Origin of the sequence: Fibrobacter sp. UWB5 (genome assembly GCF_002210295.1) — a bacterium.
Lineage (GTDB): Bacteria > Fibrobacterota > Fibrobacteria > Fibrobacterales > Fibrobacteraceae > Fibrobacter.
The window spans coordinates 88,035-112,529 of the sequence record NZ_MWQH01000007.1; the positions used below are offsets into that span (position 1 = coordinate 88,035).

General features: G+C 52.9%; 17 protein-coding genes and 1 tRNA gene. 9 read left to right on the top strand and 9 right to left on the bottom strand.

From position 1 onward, the window contains the following. Nucleotides 1-11: 11 nt before the first annotated feature. From B7989_RS10825 to B7989_RS10855, 7 genes are read left to right on the top strand one after another with little or no spacing between them, the layout of a single operon-like run. A complete protein-coding gene (locus B7989_RS10825) occupies nucleotides 12-3,410 on the top strand; it encodes an FG-GAP-like repeat-containing protein (RefSeq protein ID WP_088628499.1) in 3,399 nt (1,132 codons plus the stop codon). Next, nucleotides 3,410-4,300 (top strand): formylglycine-generating enzyme family protein, encoded by an 891-nt coding sequence (locus tag B7989_RS10830; protein WP_088628500.1) that lies wholly within the window; start codon nucleotides 3,410-3,412, stop codon nucleotides 4,298-4,300. Before B7989_RS10825 ends, B7989_RS10830 begins: the two co-directional genes overlap by 1 nt. A 46-nt stretch (nucleotides 4,301-4,346) precedes the next feature. Beyond that, the gene (locus B7989_RS10835; RefSeq protein ID WP_233144374.1) at nucleotides 4,347-4,913 is read left to right on the top strand and encodes a copper resistance protein NlpE N-terminal domain-containing protein; all 567 of its coding nucleotides are present in this window, start codon (nucleotides 4,347-4,349) and stop codon (nucleotides 4,911-4,913) included. A gap of 1 nt (nucleotide 4,914) precedes the next feature. Then, entirely contained in the window at nucleotides 4,915-5,682 is a 768-nt protein-coding gene (locus tag B7989_RS10840; protein WP_088628502.1) for a LytTR family DNA-binding domain-containing protein, read from the top strand. 12 nt (nucleotides 5,683-5,694) lie between these two features. Further along, complete coding sequence (gene lepB, locus B7989_RS10845; protein WP_088628503.1) at nucleotides 5,695-7,098, top strand: signal peptidase I; 1,404 nt, start codon at nucleotides 5,695-5,697, stop codon at nucleotides 7,096-7,098. Continuing rightward, complete coding sequence (locus tag B7989_RS10850) at nucleotides 7,098-8,879, top strand: Ig-like domain-containing domain (protein WP_088628504.1); 1,782 nt, start codon at nucleotides 7,098-7,100, stop codon at nucleotides 8,877-8,879. The genes lepB and B7989_RS10850 overlap by 1 nt, the downstream gene beginning before the upstream one ends. 34 nt (nucleotides 8,880-8,913) lie before the next feature. Then, nucleotides 8,914-11,640 carry a helicase C-terminal domain-containing protein gene (locus tag B7989_RS10855; RefSeq protein ID WP_088628505.1) on the top strand — a complete coding sequence of 909 codons (2,727 nt, stop codon included), beginning with the start codon at nucleotides 8,914-8,916 and terminating at the stop codon, nucleotides 11,638-11,640. A gap of 13 nt (nucleotides 11,641-11,653) precedes the next feature. Here the strand turns inward: B7989_RS10855 and B7989_RS10860 are convergent, their stop codons facing one another. Both B7989_RS10860 and B7989_RS10865 read right to left on the bottom strand, forming a co-directional pair. Then, nucleotides 11,654-12,805, bottom strand: a complete 1,152-nt coding sequence (locus tag B7989_RS10860) for a GGDEF domain-containing protein (protein WP_158212901.1) — start codon at nucleotides 12,803-12,805, stop codon at nucleotides 11,654-11,656. Between the two features lie 100 nt (nucleotides 12,806-12,905). Continuing rightward, nucleotides 12,906-14,066, bottom strand: a complete 1,161-nt coding sequence (locus B7989_RS10865) for a GGDEF domain-containing protein (RefSeq protein WP_088628507.1) — start codon at nucleotides 14,064-14,066, stop codon at nucleotides 12,906-12,908. Nucleotides 14,067-14,137: 71 nt separating this feature from the next. Here B7989_RS10865 and glmM point away from each other — a divergent pair, with 71 nt between their 5' ends. Then, nucleotides 14,138-15,478, top strand: coding sequence for a phosphoglucosamine mutase (gene glmM, locus B7989_RS10870; RefSeq protein WP_088628508.1), 1,341 nt, complete (start codon nucleotides 14,138-14,140; stop codon nucleotides 15,476-15,478). Between the two features lie 254 nt (nucleotides 15,479-15,732). Here the strand turns inward: glmM and B7989_RS10875 are convergent, their stop codons facing one another. The 3 genes from B7989_RS10875 to B7989_RS10885 all read right to left on the bottom strand — a co-directional run bounded on the left by B7989_RS10875 (nucleotide 15,733) and on the right by B7989_RS10885 (nucleotide 19,602). After that, entirely contained in the window at nucleotides 15,733-17,253 is a 1,521-nt protein-coding gene (locus tag B7989_RS10875) for a T9SS type A sorting domain-containing protein (RefSeq protein ID WP_088628509.1), read from the bottom strand. A 192-nt stretch (nucleotides 17,254-17,445) separates the two neighbouring features. Continuing rightward, nucleotides 17,446-18,981: a carboxypeptidase regulatory-like domain-containing protein gene (locus B7989_RS10880; RefSeq protein WP_088628510.1), complete on the bottom strand. Its 1,536-nt coding sequence runs from the start codon at nucleotides 18,979-18,981 to the stop codon at nucleotides 17,446-17,448. Nucleotides 18,982-19,230: 249 nt separating this feature from the next. Further along, a complete protein-coding gene (locus B7989_RS10885) occupies nucleotides 19,231-19,602 on the bottom strand; it encodes an Hsp20/alpha crystallin family protein (protein WP_088628511.1) in 372 nt (123 codons plus the stop codon). Between the two features lie 274 nt (nucleotides 19,603-19,876). Here B7989_RS10885 and B7989_RS10890 point away from each other — a divergent pair, with 274 nt between their 5' ends. After that, the gene (locus B7989_RS10890) at nucleotides 19,877-21,598 is read left to right on the top strand and encodes an MATE family efflux transporter (protein WP_088628512.1); all 1,722 of its coding nucleotides are present in this window, start codon (nucleotides 19,877-19,879) and stop codon (nucleotides 21,596-21,598) included. 18 nt (nucleotides 21,599-21,616) lie between these two features. On the opposite strand, the gene B7989_RS10895 is transcribed toward B7989_RS10890, so the two are convergent. The 4 genes from B7989_RS10895 to B7989_RS10910 form a co-directional block, all read right to left on the bottom strand. Further along, nucleotides 21,617-22,918 (bottom strand): TolC family protein, encoded by a 1,302-nt coding sequence (locus tag B7989_RS10895; protein WP_088628513.1) that lies wholly within the window; start codon nucleotides 22,916-22,918, stop codon nucleotides 21,617-21,619. 115 nt (nucleotides 22,919-23,033) lie between these two features. Continuing rightward, nucleotides 23,034-23,108 (bottom strand) — tRNA-Val (locus B7989_RS10900). Between the two features lie 46 nt (nucleotides 23,109-23,154). Further along, nucleotides 23,155-23,619, bottom strand: a complete 465-nt coding sequence (locus B7989_RS10905) for a PTS sugar transporter subunit IIA (RefSeq protein ID WP_088628514.1) — start codon at nucleotides 23,617-23,619, stop codon at nucleotides 23,155-23,157. 99 nt (nucleotides 23,620-23,718) lie between these two features. After that, on the bottom strand, nucleotides 23,719-24,483 hold the full coding sequence (locus B7989_RS10910; RefSeq protein ID WP_088628515.1) for a type I 3-dehydroquinate dehydratase: 765 nt from the start codon (nucleotides 24,481-24,483) through the stop codon (nucleotides 23,719-23,721). Nucleotides 24,484-24,495: the final 12 nt, after the last annotated feature.

Here is a 24,495-nt window from a genome sequence, read left to right on the forward strand (position 1 = left end):
AAATTATGGTTATGAAGTTGAATGCTAAGATTTTTGCATTGGTTTTTGGGCTATTCTCTTTAGCGACGACGTTTGCGGCAGATACGCTGCAGGTGTTTGCCATTCGTGTGGAATTTGCCGAAGAAAAGACAGATAACAGCCTGACGACAGGAACGGGGCTTTTTGATTCGGACAAGGCGAAGAAAGATGCCTATAGCCTGGACCCGCAGGGGGTTCGAAACAGCGCTCCTTACTGGAGAAAGCATTTTGAATTTGCCAACGCCTACTTTAACAAGGCGAGTAACGGCAATGTGGTGATCGATGCGCATATTTATCCGAAGGAATCGAGCGCCTACAAGCTGAAAAAGCAGATTATCGATTATAACCGCACGAGTAAGATGAAAGGCGAAAAGACCGCGGAATTCGACGATGCCCGCAGCCGCGACTACTTGCAGTTTATTTATGACGCCGTAATGGCAGCGCACGAATCGGGCGATTCTCCGTTCAAGGAACCGCTTTCGAAAAACCCGAATACCAAGCGTGCCTACATGATTATCCATGCGGGCGCAAGCCGCCTGGTCGATGGCGGTAGCATGGGAACGCGCGGCGCCGATACGCCGGGCGACTTCATGGATGTGTACATTGACAAGTCCGCCTGGCAGTACTTGCCGGATTCGATCAAGAATGCGGCATTCCATAAGGAAGGCAAGAAGGCGAATGGCAAGGATTCGCTGGTGGCCGAGGGTCTGATTTTGAAGGGCGCTGCCGTCGATACGCTGAAGTCAATCATGGTCACGAGCGAAACCGCGTCGCAAGACGGCCTGAACTGGGGCGTGAACGGAATCATCGTGAACCAGATCGCGCGCGAACTGGGGCTCCCGAATACCTACGATGTGGTGAAGGGCATTAGCCGCTTGGGTTATTACGATGTGATGGACTTTGCGGGCTACAACGCGGGCAATGGATTCTTGCCTTCGCTGCCGGCGGCATGGGAACGCGCCTACATGGGCTGGACTCCGGTAAAAGAAGTGCGCCCGGTGGCGGGTAAGCCTGTGACAGTCGAAATTTCGGCGGCTGGAACGGGAAGCGGAACTGAAATCGTGAAAGTCCCGCTAAGCGCAAGCGAATACTTGCTGATTGAAAACCGTCAGCGCAGCTGGAATAAAGAAGGCGAAGTCAGCGTGTCGTTGAGTGGTGCGGGCGAAAGTTCCGATACGACAATCAAGACCGTGCCTGTAGACAGCTTACATTTGGTTTTTGAAGATAGCGTGGATTGTGCGAAAAAGTGCAAGGCCAACAAGAAAAAGGCGAAGGGCGTTATCGTCGACATTAGCAGCTACGATGCGGGCCTCCCGGCGAGCGGCATTGTGGTGTGGCGCGTGAATGACTGGTACTTGCGCGAAACCTTGGAATATGGCATCGCGAACTTCTGGGGTGGCGACACCTTGCGCGATCACCAGTTCGGTATCGCGATGGTGGAAGCTGACGGCATTTTGAGCATTGGCAAGACGTTCAAGAATGCCCTTGGCGAAGATACTTATGACTACGGCTCGGGTACGGACTTGTTGCCGCACTTGCGCAAGCCGGGCAAGGATTCCAAGCAAAAGTTCGATACGGTCAAGACGATTGGTTCTACCGGTTATGCAAACACCATGACAACCCAGGGCGGCTATACCGGAATCAAGATTGCGGTGAATGTGCCGAAGGGTGCCCGTGTTGAAAAGACCTCTAATTCGTTCATGGGCGATAGCGTGGTGAACTTTGGCGCGCAAAAGATTAGCGTGACCATTAGCATTGACGACGGAAGCATCGATGGTGCCGAATTCCCGCGTAACATTGGCCTTGCCTCTGCCGTGCGTGGCGCCGTGTTTGTAGACGATCCTGAAAAAGATGGCGAAAAGCTCTTGGTCGTAGGCGCCATGGATGGAACGCTCCAGGTATTCAATGCGATGGGCGACACCTTGTTCCCGGCGGATACGGTTATCAAGCAGAAGACTTTGACCCGTAACAGCGCCGAACGCGAGGTGCCTCTGTACCGTGTGGGCGCAAGCTACGGTCCGTTGGTAGGCATGGCAAGCGACGGCAAGGATGTTTACAGCTTGCATACCAAGAAACTCGTGAAGACGTCTTTTGCGGGCGGATTCCCGGTGCAGCAGGAAATTGACATCGATTCCGCGACGGCGGGGCCTCTGGTTTATGATGGAAAAATTATGGTTGCAGATAAAACGGAAGGAAGGAACTTTGTGTGGACCTTTAGCGGGGCGTCGTTTGACGGGAAGTCCGCTCCTATACGTGAAATTCCTGCGCCCGTTGTCGATATGGTAAAGTGCTCAAGAACGGATGATGCTTTCGCCCTTGCTGTTGTGACGGCCGAAAATTTTGTTTATAAAAAATACGGGAAGAAACTGGATGGTGTGTCCGGTGAAAGGTGGAAAATTGCATGCACTGATTTGGACCGCGATGGATCGGACGATGTAATCGTGGTGGGCAGTCGCGGTACGGTGGCTGCATACGTCGAGGGCGAAATGGAACTGAAAGCGCTCTGGACCAAGAGCTACAAGCGCGGCGCCGCCGGTACGAGCGGCTTGAAGGATGAAACCTCGGGCATTGCTATCGGTGACATCAACGGTGATGGCTACCCCGAAATCGTGTTCCTGGGCGATAATCTGGTTTATGCGCTGGACCGTTCGGGACTTCCGATTGCAGGGTTCCCGGTGAAGATTAGCCGCGGTGCGCCTGTTTATGGATTCTTTAGCGACCCGATTCTGGTGGACGTCAATGGCGACGATATGCCTGAAATCCTGGTGCCGAGCAGCGATGGTCTGGTGTATGCGTTTACAGGCAAGGGCAAGCAGGTGACGGATGGCTTCCCGCTGGCGGCTGGCAGCTACGAAGACATGGATTCGACAAGCGTGATTCAGCCGATGAGCATCTTTGTGGCGAATGCCGTGTCTGACAAGAAATCGAAGGGACCGGAACTTTATGCATTGCATCGCGACGGTGTGACCGCTTTCCGCCTGCGCAAGGCCTCTAGCGATGCCGCAGAATCGGATGCCGCATGGACGCTCCCCGCTGGCGGTAACGAACGTACGGGTTACTTTGATGCCTCCAAGCTTGCTGACGTAAAGAAGGTTTCTTCGAAGGATGAAATTTCGGAATTCTTCATGTTTCCGAACCCGGTTCGTGGCGGCAAGGCGAAGGCCCGCTTTGAAGTGGGTGCGGATGCAAAGAATGCGACCATTGAACTCTACGATATTACGGGTCTTTGCGTATTCAAGGCCAAGATGAGCGATGTGAAGCAAGGTCGCAACCAGTTTGAAAACCTCGATTTGAAGGACTTGGGTTCCGATGTCTATACCGCTCGTCTCAAGGTAAAATTTGAAAGCGGCAAGACCAAGCAGAAACTCTACCGCGTAGGAGTGGTGAAGTAATGTCTAGAATGGGGCTCCTGTTGGCCGGTATGGCTGTGTTTTCCCTAGTCGCCTGTACGGCGAATGGGGATTCCGCCGATGCATCGCCCACGTACCATCGTGGCGGAAATGCGAGTGCAGACAAGAGTTCCGACAGCAAGGCGACTTCTAGTTCTTCGACGGATTCGGATTCTTCGGATTATTCGATTCAAGATTTGGTTGAAATGGTGAGCGTTCCCGCCGTTGCGTATTCTCGCGGGACGGTCGAATACCGGGTGGATGCATTTGCAATCGGTAAAACCGAGGTGACTCAAGGCCTGTATCGCAAAGTCATGGGTGCCATTTCTAAAGATGACGACTTGGGCGACGATTTTCCGGTTTTCAATGTGAGCTGGTACGATGCAGCTCTCTTTTGCAATGCGCTGTCTAAAAAGGCGGGGTTGGATACGGCTTACGTTTACGAGTCGGTCAATGATGGTGGTGAATTGATTAATTTGTCTATAAACTACGCTGCGACGACTGTACGACTCCCGACTGAAATGGAATGGGAAATTGCAACTCGCGCGGGTACTTCGACCACCTACTACTGGGATACCGATGTGGCCTCGAAATATGCGTATTACGCACAAGATAAGGGACCTGTGGCGGTCGCCGGCTTTACTCCGAATGCGCTCGGCCTTTACGATATGGCGGGCAATGTCGCCGAATGGGTGAACGATTGGTACAGCGCGTATCCGACGGTTTCGCAAGAGAACTATACAGGCCCTGTTGAGGGTAAGTACAAGGGAATTCGTGGCGGCGGGTGGTCCGATAAGGCGCCTGCGCTTGCTTCTGCCGAACGCGACAAGAAAGACCCCAAGTACCATAGTCAGATGGTCGGTTTTAGGGTTGTCTATTCCAAGGGATTTTAGGCGTTTTAAAAGCCTGTCTAAAACTTAAATTGCTAAATTGTGAACCATGAAGAAGTTGAAAACCGTGGTTCTACCTGTTGCAAGAATGGCAATGCCGTTGCTTGCTGTTTTTGCCCTGATGGCTTGTGAAGAGGAAAAGTCCGAGCCCCTGCCGGATCTTCCGCCGATTGAAATCCCGAAGGATGTTCCGGGGCTTTATTCCGGTAGCCTGCCGTGCGATGACTGCACTAGCCGTATGGTGCGCATGACGCTTGGCGAAGACAGCTCCGTAGAAGCGATTCAGCTTGTTTTGCGCGATACGATGGAAACGGATTCCCTGAAGGGAACGTATGCCGTGACCGACAGTACAATCAAGGTGTCTCTTGAGGGGGGCAAAGGTCATTGGAACTTCAAGCGCGCCAAGTTCGGCAATTTGCAGTACATGACGGCGGCCGGTACCGTTTACGAAGACAAAGACGGCATGAAGTCTGAATTGATCCGCATTTTCAAGGTTAAGCCGAAGACGCTCGCGAAAGATACTGCAAAGGATGTCGCTAAGGATACGGCCAATGTGACCGCCAATGATTCTGTTGCCGCGGACACGGTTAAGAAGGAAGAACAGCCCAAGGAGTAATATGCAGTGTACTGCACTTGTCATTGACGACGAACCGCTTGCCCGCAAGCGCATGATTTCGCTTTTGGAACCTTATACTTCCGAGATTGAAATCTTGGGGGAGGCGGGCTCTGGTGCGCAGGCTGTCAAGATGATTCACGAAATGATTCCTGACGTGGTGTTTCTGGATATCCAGATGCCCGATATGGATGCGTTTGAAGTTCTGCATTCTTTGCAGGGCGACGATGTGCCGCTCGTGATATTCACGACGGCGTTCGATAATTTTGCCCTGAAGGCTTTTGAAGAAAATACGGTGGATTACCTTTTGAAGCCGGTGGTGCCCGAACGCTTGGCTGTAGCCATTGAAAAATTGCGCAAGGCGATTCCGCAGGTGGATGACACGACGATTCCCTCTGACTTGAACTGGGAAAAGTTGCGTAATCTTGTGGACATGAGTGGCCTGTACTTGCAACGTTTGCAGGTGAAAGTGGGCGACCGCATTGTATTTGTGAATATTGACGAAGTGATTCGTTTCCACAGCGAAGAAAAGTACACGACCGTCTATACCGTGAACGGCCAGTATGTGATTGATACACCGCTGGTGGAACTGGAAAAGAAACTGGACCCGAGGCACTTTACGCGTGTGCACCGTTCGCATATTGTGGCAATCGATTACATTGCCGAATGCCGTAAGGGTGATGCCGGTCGCATGGTGATGGTGCTTCGCGACAAGGCTGCAACCCAGCTGGTGGTGAGCCGTTCGCTCGTCAAGAAAATCCGTAACCTCTAATAGTTTATTCCGATGGAAAATAATAAAGAACCGTTTTCGTGGAAAAAGTTTGCGAAGGGCCTGCTCCGGGAAATCATTGTTCCGGTGGCTCTTGCTTTAATTGTGATTCAGTATGTGATTCAGGCTTTCCAAATTCCGAGTGGATCGATGGAAGATACGTTGCATACGGGAGACTTTTTGCTGGGCCTCAAGTTTACTTACGGCTCTCCGATTCCGTTTAGCAACCAGAAATTCCCGGGCTACGCATACCCTGCCAAGGGCGACGTGGTAATCTTCCGTTACCCGGGCGAGCCGGAATACCCCGATGGCAATCCGCAGCGCTATACCCACTTGTTTAACGCGCTCATGTTCGGAAACTTTTATTGGGATCACGAACCGAAGGCGGGCCAACCGCACCTGATCCACTACGCTGACGGTCCGAAGGACTACATTAAGCGCTGCGTGGCGGTGAGCGGCGATACGGTCGCTGTCCATAAGGGTCGTCTTTTCGTGAATGGCAAGATGCAGGACACTTTGCCCGGTCGCGGCAAGTACACGGCTTCTGCCCGTACGTTCTCTCCGCGCGATGAACGCGATGAATTCGTGGTGCCCTCTGTGGGCGATACGTTCACGGTAGAATCGATGCCGCTCGAAAAACTGTGGTGGCTGCGTTCGCTGGTGGCTCAAGAAAATCCCGATGAAACGGTGGAACTTGATATTTCCCTGTGGAAGGATTCTGTCGAAATCAACAATTACGATTTCGAGGAATTCAAGATTCCGGTGGAAAATGATCGCGGCCTTGCGCTGAATGAACTTTTCCGCAGGAACCGCATGGTGCTGCAGCAGCGCCTGACCCAGGGCGATACGGTATCTGGCGTGATGTCCTTTGCATACTTCAGGGAACTGTCGCGCATGACGTACTTGCCCATGATTGACCCGAATATCCAGGGCGGATTCACTCGCCCGGTGAGCTATATGGCATTTGAAGGTTCCTTGTTGCGAGACCTCGAAGGCAACGTGGCCTTGCTGAACCAGGCCGAAGAAGATAACGCCGGAACGGTGGAATTGGTCGATGTCGATGCTCCGCAAGATGGCGCTAAGACGGTGGAAGGCGTTGCCGGCGATACGCTCGATGCTCCGGCAAAGGCAAAGTTCGAAATCCGCCGCAAGCTGCTCGTGGGCGGCAAGCCCGTTGAAAGCTACGTGGTCAAGACGCCGCAGTTCTTTATGATGGGTGACAACCGCGACAATTCTGCCGACAGCCGCTATTGGGGTTTTGTGTCGCTCCGCAACATCCGTGCCAAGGCATTCGTGATTTACTTCTCGTTCGAAAACGACGACGAAGCGTTCGCCTTGAAGAATCCGTTTACTTGGTGGCGTCTGCCGTTTAGAATCCGCTGGGGTCGTCTCGGCAAGATTATCCAGATGATTGACTAATGCGTTCGTTGTTGAAAAAATACGGTGCCGCTTTGGCGGCTTTGTGTACGACGGTATTCCTGTCGTGCGCAACGCAGGTGGCGCCAAGCGGTGGTCCCGAAGATAAACTTCCTCCGCGCATTGCAGGCGTTTATCCGGCCCCGAATACGACGAATCACCCCAACGAGCTCATGATCAAGCTCGAATTCGATGAATGGATCAATGCGTCGATTCCGCGTAGCGCTGTTTCCATTTCGCCTCCAATTGACAAGAAGTTGCGCTTTGAAGTGAGCGGCAAGACGCTTGTGCTCACATCGCGTGCGGTGCTCGATACCGGAACGACTTACACCGTGACCTTTGCGGGTGGCATCAAGGACTTGCATGGCAATGCCTTGGCAAAGCCCTTCCACGTGGTGTTCTCGACAGGCTCGATTATCGATTCGTTGACGCTCTCGGGCCGAGTGCTTGTGGACCAGGCCATGGCCCGCAAAAAGGAATACCCGAGTATCGGCTTGTTCTTGATGGGCGAGGAACGCGAATCCAAGCATTACCTGGACAAGTACCGCGATACGACAACGAAGGAACTGAGCAAGGATCCGATGCTGTTGAAGGAACCGCCGCTGTACCTGACGCGCGCAGACAGTGCCGGCCATTTTACGCTCACGGGGCTTAAGGCGGGCCATTACCGCGTCGTCGCCTTTATGGACGGTAACGGCAACCAGAAAATCGAACTTTCGACAGAACAGGTGGGCCTTTGGACGGGCGACTTGGAATTGACCGCCGAGACGAAGGATACCTTGTGGCTTGCTATTGCCGACATGGATACGACCAAGCTCGAACTTTCTTCGGTGACGCAGCCGTACGCCAACGTGCTCGAGGCGACCTTTACGCGCAACGTGTACTTCGATTCCGCTTTTACGGATACCTCGAATTGCTACTTGGAATCTCCTGAAAAGAAGAAACTCTATCCGAAGCTGGTTTATCTGGGCTCAAGTACCAATAGGCCGCAGTTCTATTTTGACCCTGCACCGAAAAAGGAAGTGCTTTACAAGTTCATTTGCTCGGTGGCGAAGGATTCCCTGTTCCGCACGCTCGATACGCTCCGCAACGAAGTGGAGTGGGAGTGGAAGAAGATGGAAGGCGATACGCTTCCGCCGAAGGTGGCTGGCGTGAGGGCGAATTCCAAGGCGAAGACTTTGTTCCCGGACGATTCGCTGGTGGTGTTCTTTGACAAGCCCAAGCTCGATTCCTTGGAACAGACGTTCTATATCGCGATCAACAAGGATACGACTCAAGTTCAGGTGAAACAGATGGACCCGGTGCGTTTTGCGGTTGAAAAGCCTGCGCCGTGGGGCACCGATATTTCGGTGAATTTCCTGATGGGCTATATGGATACGACTCTTGCCGCTGCCGACAGCAACGGAAAGCGCGATACGGTGGTAGAACTCAAGTACCAGCGCCTGCAAAAGTTCGAGACGGTGAGCAAGCTTAAACTTGCCAAGTTGAATGGTAAGATTCCGGGTGCTTCTGCGAAGACGGTGGTACGCTTGCTTTCGGCAGAAACCAGGAACTACTATTTTGAAAACTGCAAGGCCGACGGAAGCTTTAGCTTTGGCGACCTGGTGGAAGGTGCTTACCTGATGGATTATTATTTGCCCGAAGAAGGCAAGATGTTGCCGGATGGCGGTTCGGTGGACCCGCTCCGTTATGGTTCCCCGTGGCGAGCCATTAACGATACGCTCAAAGTCAAGAACGGTGAAAATGTGTTGGACAGCTTGACTGACGTGGTGCCTGCCCTGTAGCGACGCCGGCAAAAAAGTTTTTAAGAGGATTCTAATGGAAATGAAATCATTCGTTGCAATTGACCTGGAAACGACGGGCCTCGATTTTGAAAAAGACGAAATCATCGAGGTGGCGCTGGTGCGCTTTGAAAACGGTGTAGAAGGCGAATCGGTCGATTACTTGGTCAAGCCGACGAGTGTGACGCTCCGCCCCTTTATCGAAAGCCTTACGGGTATCAGCAACGCCGACCTTGAAAATGCGGAACCCTTTGCGGCTGTCGCCCAGAAGATTTATTCGTTCATTGGGGACTTGCCGATTGTGGCGCACAATGCGATGTTTGATTCCAAGTTCCTGAAGCAGACTTTTGCAAAGGTCGGCATATCGTTCGAGAATCATCCGGTGTGGGATTCGCTCACGGTTTCCCGCATTGCCTACCAGAATGTGCCGAATCACCGCCTGGACACCCTGGTGCAGGAATTGGGCATCGAGCGGAGCCGCGCGCACCGCGCCTTGCCGGATGCCATTGCGTGTGGCGAGCTTTTTGTGATGGCGCTGAACAAGATTGCCAGTGCGGACCCGTGGCTTGTGAATGCCCTGGCGAAGGTGGCCAGGGGATCGGACTGGGCGTTGGTCTGGAACGAATCGGAAGGGGCTGCCGAACTTCCGCAGTACAAGTTGCCGGATGCGCCGCTCGAAGATGCGCCGGCCAAGGAACGTGCCCCGCGTGTCAGTGAATTCTTTAAGGAAGGCGGACTGCTTTCGACGAAGGTGGAAAATTTCCAGATCCGCCACAACCAGCAGGATTACGCCTCGGTGGTGGAACGCAACATGCACAAGGGCGGCCTTTGCGTGCTTGAAGCCCCGACCGGTTCGGGCAAGTCGCTTGCCTACCTGGTGTCTGCCGCCTGCAAGGCAGTGTCGGGCGAGCGCGTGGTGATAAGCACCGCGACCCGGGCGCTGCAGGAACAGCTTTCTAGCAAAGATATTCCGATGGTTGCAAGCCTGTTTGACGGTAAGCTCAAATCGGCCGTGCTCAAGGGCCGCGAAAATTACCTGTGCCTTCGCAAGTTCGAAGAAATCCTGAAGGCGCCGCAGAGCCTGTTGCTGCACGACGAACGCGATTCCTTCATGGCGATTGTGCCGTGGGTGTTTACGACCGAAACGGGCGACGTGAACGAATGCAATTCCTTTAGCCAGGGCCGCAATCGCGTGCTGTGGTCCAAACTTGCAAGCTCTGCAAAGTCCTGCCTCGGCGAAAAGTGCCCGCATTACGGCAAGTGCCCGGCATTGGCCGCCAAGCGCCGCGCCATGAATTCCAACCTGGTGCTGGTGAATCATTCGCTGTTCCTTGCCGACATGGGTCTCGATTTTGCCCTGCTCCCGCTTTATGAACACATCGTGTTCGATGAAGCCCATAGACTTCCGCAGGTGAGCCGTCAGGCATTTGGCCGTACCATTTCTTTCTTTGCGCTCAGGAACATCATCAAGACTCTCGTTCCGTCGAAGGGCCACGAAAATGAAAATCGCGATGGCCTGTTGGCTGAAATCGAGCGCCGCCTTCCTGTCGAAGAAACGGAAATCCGCGCACTCTGCGTCAACCTTTCGGAATCGCTTTCTGAAACCGAAAAGGCTCTGCACCGATTCTTCATGAAGATTGGCAAGAAACTCGCGAAGCAGAAAAACACCCGCAACGGCTTTACCTACACTTCGGGCATTTTGGCTGAATACGAAGCTGACCCCAGCGCCTTCATTGAACAGGGTCTCAATGCAATCAAGCTTGCTGATACGTTGGCCGCCTCGGTGCGTGCGCAGCAGGCTCTTTCGGGCTTGTTGAGCGATGTGGGCGGTCGCATGACCGAACTTTCTCGCTTCTTGCAGGACTTTGAATTCATTACCAAGGCGGGCCGCGAAGATTGGGCCTTCTATATGGAAGAACCTTTCAACCCGCACACCATCAAGTTGCATGCAAGCCCGCTCGATGCAAGCTCCACCTGGAAAGAAAAATTCTATCCGTGGATCAAGTCTGCCACATTTACCTCGGCGACGCTTTCGGTTCAGGGCGACTTGACTTACTTTGTGCAAAAGATGGGCATGGACGCTCCGGGCGGAAAGAAGTCCCCGTTCTTGCGCGTGTATAACGAATCTGCAAAGAGTGACGAAAACCGCTCGGTGATAGTCGCGAAGTTCTTGCCCAAGCCCTCGGCTCCGGAATACAACGATGCCGTGAACGATACGCTTGCGCATATTTTGCCCGAAGTCGAAGAAAATACGATGGTCCTCTTTACCAGTGTGTCTGCCATGATGAAGGCGCAGGCGGCCCTCGCTCCGCTCTTTGCCGAAAAGGGCAAGCTGCTCTTGTGCCAGCATGTAGACGGCGCCCTGGATGGCCTTGTGGCGATGTTCCGCAAGTCTCGCGGTGCATGCCTGCTTGGCTGCCAGAGCTTGTGGGAAGGCGTAGATTTTCCGGGCGACGCTTTAAAGCTGCTTGTGATTCCGAAGCTCCCGTTCCCGAACCCGGTGGATCCGCTGGTTGCTGGAATTACCAACAAGATGAAGGCCGAAGGCAAAAATGCGTTCAAGGAATTCTTTGTCCCCGAAGCATTCATGGAATTGCGTCAGGGCCTTGGCCGTTTGATTCGCTCCGAAGAAGATTCGGGCAAGGTGCTTATTCTCGATAACCGCGTGGTGGTTGAACACTATGGCAAGACCTTCATGCGTATCTGGAACAACAAGCAAAAAGTCGTCGGTTCTGTCGACGACATCAAAGCGGCTCTGAAGTAGTTAAACCGGAAAATTATTCTTCGCCATCGCGGCGCTTGTATTGCAGCTGCGTGTAATAGCTGGTCTTTTCTTCTTCCATGGATCTGGTGATTTCGTCGATGAAATCGTCCATGCTCTTGGAAGGATCGTAGCTCTGGCTGCAAATGCAGGTGGTGAGCTTGTAGGACTTGCTAAAGGTGTTGAGCTCGTTGAGGCTGGAACGGATACGCGTAATGCACATGCTCACGGCCATTTCGTTCGTGGTGTTGATGAAGGCGATAAATTCATCGCTGGAATAGCGGATGATGAGCCCGAGTTCACCGACGGCGCGGTTTAAGATCTTGGTCATTTGCACAAGCACTTTGTTGCCTATAACTCTGCCGTAGTCGTGGTTGATTTTCTTGAATCCGTTGATGTTTACGAGAATGCCCGTGACGTGCAGTTCTTTCTTTTTCTTGTAGGCGCGGCCAAGGTTTGCCAGGTAAGCGTAATTGTAAACGTTGGTGAGCTTGTCCCTATAGACGCGCTCGCCGTGAATGGACGAGAACACTCCCGCAATTGCGATGGCCGTGCACGAAGAAATCGCGGAGATCCCGTAAAAGAGGGATTGGGCGATAGTGCCTGCAATGATCGGGGCAAAGAATATCCAGATGGGGAAGGATTTAAGAGGACCGCCCTTGTGCTTGCAAATGAAATAGATGATAAGGCTGTCCAGCATGAGCCCGTAATCTATAATGGTGTAGATCCAGAAGTATCTGCGGGTATAGACATTGTTTGCAGAGATGTCAAAAATAATCGGGACGAAATTGTTGATGATGACAAGGACTACCCCGAGTACGACGATGAAACCGAGAATGTTGCGGTGCGCGATCGAAAAACGGAAGTTCAAGTGCTCTGCAAGGAATAGAAGCCAGAAAAAGCAGCTGAACATGTTGGTGAGGTATAGAAGATCGTTGCCGCCGTAAACGACGATGCGGGCGATTGTTCCAAGGCGACCGTCTGCAGTGTAGGCAATGGGGTCTAGGACACAGGTACAGAACGTGAAGAAGAGTAACAGCTGAAGGTAGGCGTTCTCGGATCCTCTTTCACGAAAGCGCCAAACGTTGCCTGCCATTAAAACGGCAAGTAACACAATCCCGAATATATTTGTTGCGTAAACCGCTGTAAGTTCAAAAGTCGGTTCCATACGATTCCCCATCCTTAATATAATATCTTTTTCGTAAAAAAGGTAATAAATATGTAAGATACCGCTTTCGTGTGATACCGTGTAATACAAAGCGGACTTTTTAGTGCTTTCTGCGATCTAGAACCCTATGGGAGGCGTAAAAGGCCTTCTTGTTCTCGTACATGCGGGAGTCGATGGTATTGATGAAGCTGTCGACGCTTTCTTCTTTGAGGTTTAGCTTGTGCGAACCGATAGATGCGGTTAGCTTGTAAGGCTTTTCGCTATCTTGGTTGTATTTCTCAAAAAGCTTCTGTATTCTGTCGATGTAGGTCTGGGTCTCGGAGTCGTCTTGTGTATTGATGAGGATGATAAATTCGTCGCCTGCGTAGCGGATGACGATTCCGTGGCTGCCAACGGCCCTTTGTAGAATTCTTGTCGTGGCAATCAAGGCTTCGTCACCGATGGAGTGGCCCAGGTCGTCGTTGATTTTCTTGAAGCCGTTCAGGTCGAGCATGAGGCCCGTGATGCTTTGCTTGTTCGGGCGCTTTGCGAATTTATTGAGCTTGTAGTCCAGATAGGCCCGGTTGAAAATGCCTGTGAGCGCATCGCGGTAGATCATTTCGTTTTGCAGGCTTGCGAGAATTCCTGCAATCGAAATGGCGATGCTTGTTGGAACAACGGAGATGCCGTAAAAGAGGGATTGGATGACTCCGCCTAAAAGGATGGGAACGATGTACACCCAAATGGGGAAAAACTTGAGGATGCCGCCGTTTCTCTTGCTCTTGTAGTAAGTGATAAGGCTGTTGATGACAAGAAGGTAATCGATGATCAAGAAGAAGAAATAAAACTTTTCGCGGGAGTAAAGATTGTCTGCGTCGATCGAGAAGACAATGGGATGGAAGAAGTTGATGACAAGAAGAAGCAAACCGATGGATACGGTCACGTTCAGCATGCGGCGGGTCTTTCTGGACATGCTGCCGTTCAGGTAGTAGGCGAGGAACCGGTTCCAGCAAAACACGGAAAGCATGTTAGCTGCAAAGAGCCAGGTGCTGGTGGCGTAGACGGCGATTTTCGGGAGGAGCCCCGGCAGGCCTTTCATGGTGTAAGAGATCGGGTCGGCAACGCAACTGAGCAAGGTGAGGAACATCATGGCCAGTAGATTCATGTTGGCATGAGTCTTACTTTGCAGACGCCAGAGATTGCAGACGATCATGACGGCTAGCAAGATAATGCCGATGATGTTTGCAACGTAGATGCTCTCTAGATTGAATAAAGGATTCATTGTATTAAACCCGATAGCTCTTTAATTATAGATAATATTTTTGTATCTTTTTGGTAAAATTGGAGTAGCTCATGTCTAAATTAATGCGTTCTATTTCGGGTATCCGCGGAATCGTGGGTGATACCCTTACCCCTCAAGTTCTTAAGAGCCATGTGAGTGCCTTTTTGCAGATTACCAAGGCCAAGCGTGTGGTGATCGGCCGCGATAGCCGCCCCACTGGCGATGCCATTAGCCAGTTCGTGGCAGGCATTTGCCGCCTGTCGGGCGTGGACGTTGTGGAAGTCGGCCTTTCGACGACGCCCTCGGTCGAAATCCTCACGACCGAACTCAAGGCAGATGCCGGTATCATCATTACCGCAAGCCACAATCCGCTGGAATGGAACGCTCTCAAGTTCTTGAACAACAAGGGCCTGTTCCTGGGTCCCGATGACGTGAAGAAGTTGTTCGAATTGGCCGATGCCGATAACTTCCAGTATCCGGATTACCGCGGCATGGGCAAGTATGAATTCATGAAGGATGCCGATGGCGTTCACGTCGATGGCACATTGAAGATCCCGTTCGTGGATGTCGAAGCCATTAAGGCCAAGCACTTTAAGGTGGCAGTGGATGCCGTGAACGGCGCCGGCAGCTACATTGTGCCGCGCCTGTTGGAACAGCTCGGTTGCGAAGTGGTGCGTGTGCACTGCGAACCCGATGGCACCTTCCCGCGCGGTGCCGAACCGATTCCTGAAAACCTGGGCGACCTGCGCAAGGCCGTGAAGGATAACGGCTGCGCTGTCGGCTTTGCCGTGGACCCCGATGCAGACCGCTGCGCCCTTGTGGATGGCCTTGGCCAGAGCATTGGCGAAGAATACACGCTCGCTATTGCAACTGAAGAAGTGCTTAGCCAGAAGAAGGGTAGTGTATGCGTTAATTTGTCTACAAGCCGCATGAACGAAGACGTTGCCGAAAAGTACGGCTGCGAATTCAGCCGCGCCAAGGTGGGCGAAATCAACGTGAGCCTGCAGATGATCGAAAAGGGCTGCGTGATCGGTGGCGAAGGTAACGGCGGCGTGATTCTGCCGGCACTCCACTACGGTCGCGATTCCTTGGTGGCAGCCGCTCTCGTGCTCAGCTGGATGGCTCACCATAACGGCGGCCCGGAAAAGTTCGTTGCCGAAAATCCGTCTTACGCCATGCCCAAGAAGAAATTCGAACTCGGCGACAAGAAGGTCGCAGACATCTTGCCGAAGGTCAAGGCAGAATTCGCCGGCTGGACCATGGATGAACGCGACGGCCTGTGGCTCGGTCACGAAAAGTCCTGGGTGCATGTGCGCGCCAGCAATACGGAGCCGGTTATTCGCGTGATTGCAGAAGCACCGACTGCGGCTGAGGCCGAAAGCCTGTGCAGCCGCGTAGAAAAACTTATATAGTCTTCGCTATGCGGCGTTACTCGCCCCCTCACGTACGACTTAGTACGCTACGGGGGCTCGCGCCTGGCCTAGCTTGACTCTCTAAGTTTTTCTTTGATTCATGTATGTGATAATTTAGAGCCCGCTTTATGCGGGCTTTTTTGCGTTAGGGCTGAGCGGTCTACCGTGAGCAAAAAGCCCCAGGCGTTAAGCTGGGGCTGTTGCGAGAGCGAGGCGATATCACATTCTGGTTTATGCGATAGAGCCGAGCGGTCTTAGAACTGTTCGAAGAACTTGTGTACCTCTTCCGGCACCCACGTGCTTTCCCAGTTCCAGCCCACGCCCATGTTACCGGTGTCGTGAGCAGTCCATTGGTGGTCACCCGGCCAGCTGCACCACTTGACGGGGAAGCGTTCATCCACATTCTTGAAGTCGTAGCAGACGTGGCCCGTATTGCCGCTCACTTCTTGCGGCTTTTCGGAACTGGCGTCGGTGAAGTCGCCGTTTGCGTCGGCCTTGCCGTTACGCTTCAGAATACGCGGGAGGGCGCTGTTCTTGGCGCGGCTGTAATCGCAGCGGCCGTCATTCTTGCCATGGACATTCATCCAAGCAATCGGCAGGTTCTTCATGTTGTTGCCTTCGGGCAGCCAGATGTTGTAATCGGCCACGGCGTAGGTGGCGGCGGCACGCACGCGGCTCTGCATGTCTTGCATCAGGGAGTAGCTGAACATGGCGCCGTAGCTGAAGCCCGTAATGAACACGCGGCTCGTGTCGATACAGTAGTTCTCGTTCAGGGTGGTGAGCGTCTGGGCGAAGAAGTCATGGTCGCCCTGGCCCTTGTTCCACAGGCCGCCAATGGCGTCGAGCGAGACAAAGATGTAGTCGCCGTTCTTGTCGAGCACCTGCTGGCCGTAATACGGAGTGGGATGGTCGTAGTCGGCGGCGTGGTGCACGAAGTCTTCGCCGCTGCTACCGTAGCAGTGCAATGCGAACAGAACCTTGTGCGGTTTCGTGTTGTCGTAATTCTTGGGCAAGGTGATAAAGTATTTGCGGCTGTCGCTGCCTACCTGTATCTGGAACTGGTCGCCATTTTCGACGCTCTTGACTTTTTGCAACTTGGAGTTGCTGCCGCAGCCCTTACTCGGGGTCGGCGAGTTGCCGAGTGCGTAACCGAACTTGAATGTTTCTTCGGTAGACACTTCGTTCATCTTGATCGTGACCGTCGTATCGAGATTCGGGAGGTAGACCTTCACGGTTTCGTAGCCTTCGAAGGCCACGCTCAAGGTGTCCTTGTCGGCGCCGTCGACTTTCATGAGGGCGTTTCGATTTTGCTTGAAGGAACCCGAATAGTTGCCCGTGGCGTTAAAGCGGATGGTTTCCTGTGCCGAGCCGAGCTTGACGCGGGCGAGGTAAGTGCCCTGCGATTCGATGACGGAATTCAAGTCCATGGAACCCGAACCCTGCAAGGTCTGTGCGAATACCTGGTTTCCGACCAAGTCAAAAACCTTGACCTGTACCGGGGAGTTCCCGTTTTGAGAGAAATTCAAGACACCGTTGGTAAGGCTAAAGCTACCGGCGCTACGAACTGCGTTCAAATGGGCCGATTCTTCCTTGAAGGTAAATTTGCCTTGTTCGTCGGTGGTGGTGGCCTTGTTCTTCTTGACGAGCTTTACGTCGGCCCCTTGAATGGCCTTGCCGTCTTTAGTGGTAACAGTGCCGTTTAATGTATAGGCAGATGCGTAGCCGCAGAAGGCCAAAAGGCATGCTGCCGTAAATAGATTAGGTGTATTCATCATGACTCCTTTTTTTCACCAGACCTTCTTATAAATTAATCCGAAATGCGATGAAAGTCGCAAGGAAAAACGCCCTGCCCGTGGACGATTTATCTACAAAATGATTTTTACCGAAGGGTGCCCGAGGGCTGCTATAACAAAAGGGCGTACCGTTGATGGTACGCCCTTGAGGTTGGAGTGTGTGTGTAGGAAATTTTAGAACTGTTCGAAGAACTTGTGGACTTCTTCGGGTACCCAGGTTTCCTGCCAGCCGGCACCGACGTTCATGCTGCCGTTGTCGTGGGCGGTCCACTGGTGTCCACCCGGCCAGCTGCACCACTTGACCGGGAAGCGTTCGTCGACGGTCTTGAAGTCGTAGCAGACGTGTCCGGTGTTGCCGTTCACTTCGGTCGGCTTTTCGGAGCTTGCGTCAGTGAACTTGCCGTCTGCACCGGGCTTACCGTTGTTCTTCAGGATTCGCGGAAGAGCGCTGTTCTTGGCGCGGTCATAGCTGCACATCTGGTCGTTCTTACCGTGCACGCCCATCCAGGCGATCGGCTTACCCGTGTTGGACGGGAGCCAAATGTTGTAGTCGGCGGTAGCATACACAGCCACAGCGCGGAGGCGGTCCTGCATGTGCTGGGCGAGAGAGTTCGTGAACATGGCGCCGAAGCTGAAGCCCGTTGCGAACACGCGGGTGGTATCGACGCAGTAGTTGTCCTGGATCGTCGTAATCATCTGGTTGACGAAATCGTGGTCTTCCTGTCCGTTCCAAGTACCATTGTCATTACCCTGCGGAGCGGCGAAGATGTAGTCGCCGTTCTTGTCCAGGTTCTGCTGGCCATAGTACGGAGTCGGATGGTCATAGTCCGGAGAATGGTGCACGAAGTCTTCGGCCTTGGAACCCATGCAGTGGTTTGCAATGAGAACCTTGTGCGGCTTGGAGTTGTCGTAGTTCTTCGGCAAGGTGAGGAAGAAGATACGGTTTTTGCCGCCGACGTTGATCTGGAACTTCTGACCGTTTTCGACGGAACCGATCGAGTTGATGGAAGAATTCTTGCCGCAACCCTTACTCGGACGCGGAGTGTTCTTCAAGGCGTAACCGAAGGCGAATGTTTCTTCGTCACCCGAGCCCGGATTCACGGAGGAACCAGCTTCTGTGAGTTTGATGCTCACGGTTGTGTCGAGGTTCGGAAGGTACGTCTTGTAGGTGTTGTAACCTTCGAAGGCGACGCTCAAGGTGTCCTTGTCGTTAGACAGTCTTGCGAGAGCCTTGTGGCCCTGCATGGCGGAACCCGAGAAGTTGCCGGAGGCGTTGAAGCGGATCGTTTCCTGTGCGGAACCGAGCTTGACGCGGGCGAGGTAGGTGCCCTGGGCTTCGATAACGGAATTCAGGTCCACGGAACCGGAACCCTGGAAGGTCTGTGCGAAGACCTGGTTACCGACCATGTCGAAAATCTTGACTTGAACCGGGGTGTTACCATTCTGGGTGAAATTCAAGACACCGTTGGTGACGCTGAAGCCGCCGGCGCTACGAGCCTGCGTAAGGCCGATCGTTTCTTCTTTGAAGGTGAATTTTCCCTGGGCGTCCGTGGTGGTGGACTTGTTTTTCTTGATGAGCTTGACGTCTGCACCCTGGATAGCCTTGCCATCCTTATCGGTAACGGTTCCGCTCAATGTATATGCTGAAGCGCTGCTGCACAATGCAGCGACAAGTGCTGCTGACAACAGCGTAGAGAACTGTTTTCCCATACTTACTCCTTTTTTGGCCCAAATACACTCTTTAAGCCTCATTGCCCTTAAAAATATATTCCGCGGGGTAAATTGTTCCGGAAAAAGCAAAGGGCTCATTGACAAACTGTCCATAACAAAAAGTTTACACAAAAAAGACCCCTTTCGGGGCCTTTTTTGGGGAAGGAGCATGATGAAAAAGAGAAATTTTTACACGATTTCCGCCCTTTTGGAGGGCGTTTTTCGTGTTTTTTGACCCCGTTTTAGGGTTTAGTCGATCGTCAGTTTGCGGGCTGCTGCTGTCTGCTTTTTCGACAAGGTGAACGACAAGACGCCGTTTTCGAGGGAGACCTTGATGTTTTCGGTGTCGATATCGTCGGCCAGGCGGAAGCTGCGCTCGTAAGTGAACTTGCTTTCCTTGCGGTTACGCGTTGCCTTGACGGTGATGATGTTCTTTTCGACCTGGATGTCCAAGTCTTCCTTTTTAACGCCCGGGAGTTCCACTTCAAGCATGAAGCCGTTGTCGACTTCATAGTAGTCGGCCTTGGGCGTGTAGCTGCATTCGTTCTGGGCGTTGCAGGCGTTCAAGTTGTCAAGGAAGTTCTGGATACCGTAGAAAGTGCTCGGAATAAACTGTGTCATAATTTTAACCTCTTTGGATGTGGGTCCAATCTTTGGCGGTTTGCCTCGGCTTGGCGCCCTGTTTTTGTTTACACCCACCTAATAGCAAAGACCGTGCCAATTCTGCAGGAGTTTTGGCCGTGAAAGAAGAAACGGGCTTTTCAGGAGCGAAAAGGAGGTGCCATCCCCGTTCCGGCATGACTTTGGGTACAAAAAGAAACGCCCTCTGTTTCAGGGGCGCAACATCGGGTGTTTATTTTTGGAATTTTCCCGTTTTTTGTTAAATTAGGGATGAATGCTTATCAAGAAGACTTTCTCCGGGCAGCGGTTTCGCGCAATGCTCCTGACGGCCTCGATTTCGGTGTGTGCCGAAATCGCGAACGTTTTTATTGATAAAATTGTAGCCGCCCAGCTTCTTGGCGAAAAGGCGCTGGCCTCCATTTCGTTTTTCTCGCCCCTGTTCTCGTTCATCTTTTTCCTGAACGCGCTTGTCGCCGTGGGTAGCCTCGCCTGCTATTCTATAGAGCTTGGCCGCATGGATCGTGACCGCGCAAACAGGTTCTTTGGACAGAGCATTCTGCTGTCGTTTGTGGTCGGGATCTTGATGGTGGTCCTCTTTACCTTCGGAAAGGGATTCATGTTCCACTTTATGCACGTGGATCCGGAACTGTTGCAGTATGTCGACGAATTCTATGTCTGGTTCCTGGGAATCGCGTTTTTCATGCCACTCTGCAATGTCTTGCAAGAGATGATTTTTGCCGATGGCGATACCCGGATTTGCAATGCGTCGTACGCCACGCTCCTTATAGGAAACATTGTGCTTTCCTGCTTGCTCTGCACGCGCATGGGCATGTCGGGAATTGCGCTTGGCACCCTGCTTTCGATTGTGTTGAGTATCGCGGTACTCTGCCTGCACTTCTTCAGGAAGAACAACAGCCTTCGCTTTGTATGGCATTTCAAGATTGCCGACGTGGGGCGTACGTTCCGTTTTAGCATGGCGGAGGCCTGCGAATACCTTTATTTCTCTTTGCTGACGGCCTTGTTGAACTTCTACTTTGTCGAACACTTCGCCGTTGAAAAGTTGACGGTGCTTTCCATTGTGTACGAAATCGTGGAGGTGAGCGTCATATTCAACGGGATTTGGCTTGCGGCTGAACCGCTCATCAATATTTACCGCGGCGAAAGGAACGGCAAGGGTATCTTGCAGACCATGCGGTTTGTCAACTGGGCGCTTGTCAAGGAGGGCGTGTTCTTTACCGCGTTCCTGGTGATTTTTGCGCCCGTCATGACGCATCTGTTCGGCATTCATTCCGAATCGCTTGCCGACGAAACCGCGTTTGCCATTCGTGCTTGCGCGGTGGGGCTTTTCCCGCTCGCCCTCGTCAAGACTTACGCCAGTTACCATGTGCACGAACTGCCGCTGCTTTCGTTCGTCTTTATTTCTTTGGTGATGTTCATTTGCCCCTTCGCGGGTGTTCTCGGCATACATGCCTTCGTGGGCGAACAGGCCATGTGGAGCGCCTTCGGTGTCGCGCCCTATGTGGCGCTTGGCGCGAGTGTCGCCATCCATTTGCTGATTCATGGCAAGAGGCATTTCCCGCTTGAACTCGAGGAATTCTCGATCGAAAATTACTGGTTCATGCATGACATGGAACTTACGCCCAAGAACCTGATTCTTTACCGAAACAGTATCAGCAAGCTCTTGACTCACCGCGGCGTGAGCGGGGACGTTCGAATCAAGGCCATGCTGATTCTAGAAGAATTGGGAATGGTGGTTTACGAACGGAACAAGGGCAAGAAGGTCTTTGTCGAAATCGACGTGAACCTGAAACCTGATAGCCTGACGATGGTCATTAAAGACGACGGAGTCCTGATGGACTTGACCGACTTTGAACAGCGCGTGACCGATTTGCGCATGTACCTTGTCAATATGTTTATGACGGTGCAAGAAGATAAATGCTATCTGCTGACTTCTAACTATAACCGTCACGTGTTCCGTTTTGACCGGAACGCATGACTAGTCCGGAACGCATGACTAGTCCAGCTTGCCCTGATAAAGTTCCAGAAGCTTGCGTGAAAGCAGGCTCGTGTACTTGGCGTTGGTGAGCGTGATCTGGGCTTTTTCCAGATTGTTCTTCTGGGTCAAGAAATCCGTGTAGGTGAGGGCGCCTGCGTTGCGTTGTTCTTCGGCAACGACGAGGGCTTCGGATTCGGCTTGCACCTGGAGGATGGCGGCCTTCCATTGCATGTCGGCGCTCATGGCGTTCAGGTAGAGCTTTTCGAGATTGTTCTCGAGAGTCTTCATGTCTTCCTTGAGGCTGACCTGCGATTCGGTCTCGCTGACTTGCGCCTGCAGGACTTTGCTGGCGGTGGCGCCGCCATCGATAATCGGGATGTTGATGCCGAGCGTAATGGAATTTTGCCAGCCGTACTTGAGCTGGTCCTTGTAGGCCTTGGACTGCCAAGCCTGCAGGCCCGTGCTGGAATTGGCGCCGAGGGTCACGGTAATGGAGCTGCCCTTGCCGGCGACTTCCGTGTTCTTCTGGGCGGCGCGCACGGACACGCTGTCGGACTTGAGTCCGGGGTGAGCGTTTTGGGCGTCGGCCTTCAATTGTTCGTAAGTCGGAAGCGCTTCGAGGGAATCAGGGCTTTCGATATTGGTTTCAGGGGCGCTGATCTGGAATTCGACATTGTCGTCCAGTTCCAGGAGCTGGCGCAGAGTCGTCTTGGCGGTGCTCACGGAGAGCTGGGCGGTAAGCTGCGAGGTCTGCTTTTGCAGCACGTTGGACTGCGATTGGGTCAAATCCTTCTTGGTGATAGAACCCGCTTCGTAAAGCTTGCTGTAGTGCTCGAATTCGGCCTGGGCAAGTTCGACCGAGGCGTCTGCCGTGCGCAGGTTTTCGCTTGCGGCCAAGAGGCTCATGTAGGCGTTCAGCACGCTTTCCTGGACGCTGCGTTCGGTCTGCTGGGTGGCAAGGGCCGTCGCTTCCTTGGTAAGTGTCTTGGATTCTACGTTCAGGCTCGTGGCGCCCCCGTCCCACAGGGTGTAGGAACCGGAAATACCGAGGTTCAGACGGTAATGGTCTTCGTTATAGACGAAGGGGTGGTCGTAGAGCGTGTTCTGGATGCTGGCGCTTACAGTGGGGTAGTTGCCCGTTTTCGCCTGTTTGATGGAAATGTCGGCGGACTGCTCGCGGAGCTTTGCGGATTCAAGCTTCAGGCTAGACTTTTTGGCCTGCTTGAGGCAGTCTTCTAAGGTCCAGGTGCCTTCGGCAAAAGCCGTCGTCAGGGCGGCCATGGCGAAGAATGCATTGATGAGGACTTTGGTGTTAATCATGCCTTTTAGATGCCTACAGGCTTTAAAAAGTTGCGTTGTGGAGACAAGATAACAAAATTACTTGCCCGAAATGTATAAAAACAAAAAAGACTTCCGGGGTAGGAAGCCTTTCTAGTGGACGGTACTGGATTTGAACCAGTGACCTCTGCCGTGTGAAAGCAGCGCTCTAAACCAACTGAGCTAACCGTCCGAGGTAGGCGCAAATATATAAAATCTAAATCAGTTTGTCAAGGGGATTAGAGGTATTTGTCCTCGGCGGCGCGGAGAATGGTCAGGAATTCGGCCGGGTCCTTGGAGGCAATCAGGTCCTTGCGGACGCCACCGTCGGCCAAAAGACGGCTGACAGAGGAAAGAGCCTTGAGGTGCGGGCCCACGGTGTTGCCCGGGCTTACGATCAAGATGATCAGGTAGACCGGTTCGCCATCGAACGAGGCGAAATCGAGGCCCCCTTCGATAGTGGCGGCTGCCATGCACATGCGGTCCACGCAGTCGATCTTGGCGTGCGGAACGGCAAGTCCGCAACCGATACCGGTAGAACGGCTCTGTTCGCGGGTCCAGACGGCATCGAAAATTTCGTCGCGGTGTTCCAATTTGTAGGCACTGCAAAGCGTATCCACGAGCTCGTTCAGGATTTCTTCCTTGGACGTGCTCTTGGAGTTAATCAAGATGCAATTGTCAACAAATCTTTCGGAAAGACGCATATTGTTTTCCTTTTATAATTTTCAATATGGATATTTAGCAAAAAAATGCGCCGTTTGGACAAAAATATGCCCTTTGAAACGAAAAAATATCAAAAATGACTAGAATTGGTTCAAAAAAGCCAAAATTTCCATCTGGGAGTGCAAATTTTCGGCTTGATCGAGGGCGCGGCGCATCACGGAGACTTCGATTTGCCCGGGAGCCTCGGAATGGCCAATGGAACCGTAGGTGAGGTTCGCTCCTTCGTTCAATGACCAAAGGCGGCTGACCCTGCCTGTTTCGCCCATACCGAAGGCGGCAAACATCTGGAATTTCTTGCCGTATTTTTTTGCGAACTTGTACAGGCGGTCACAGTCACTGTCGGAATTGCTCATGGCGGCAATCTTTAGCCCTTGGGCGCCCACGCGTTTGATGTCGGCGGCAAAGGTTTCGAGTTCCATGTCGGTCGGAATTCGCACGAAATTGTGCTCCGAAATGAGCAGGCTGACGCCTATGGGGTAGGCCATATCGTTCAAGGCCTTGAAATCGCTCAGGCAGTCGCGTTCAAGGTCGAGCCATTCGGGAACCTGCTTGCCCGAAAGAATGCGTTGCCAGAGTTCCAGGCGTTCTACGGCGCGGGCGTCGGGGAATTTACCGCCGTCGCGCTGCAGGCGGATGGTGCCGATCTGGATTTTGTTGTCAACGATGTGGCGGACTCTTTCGGAGAGCGATGGCCATTCCGATTCGTCGAAGAAATCGTAGCGGATTTCGATGGCGTCGCAATTGTCGAGGTCGAGACGCACCGGGTGGAACAAGTCCTTTTCGGCGGCTTCGAGAACGTCTGGGCCCACAAGGCCAACAAGGTATTTGCGAGATTCGGAAGGCATGGCGCAAATATA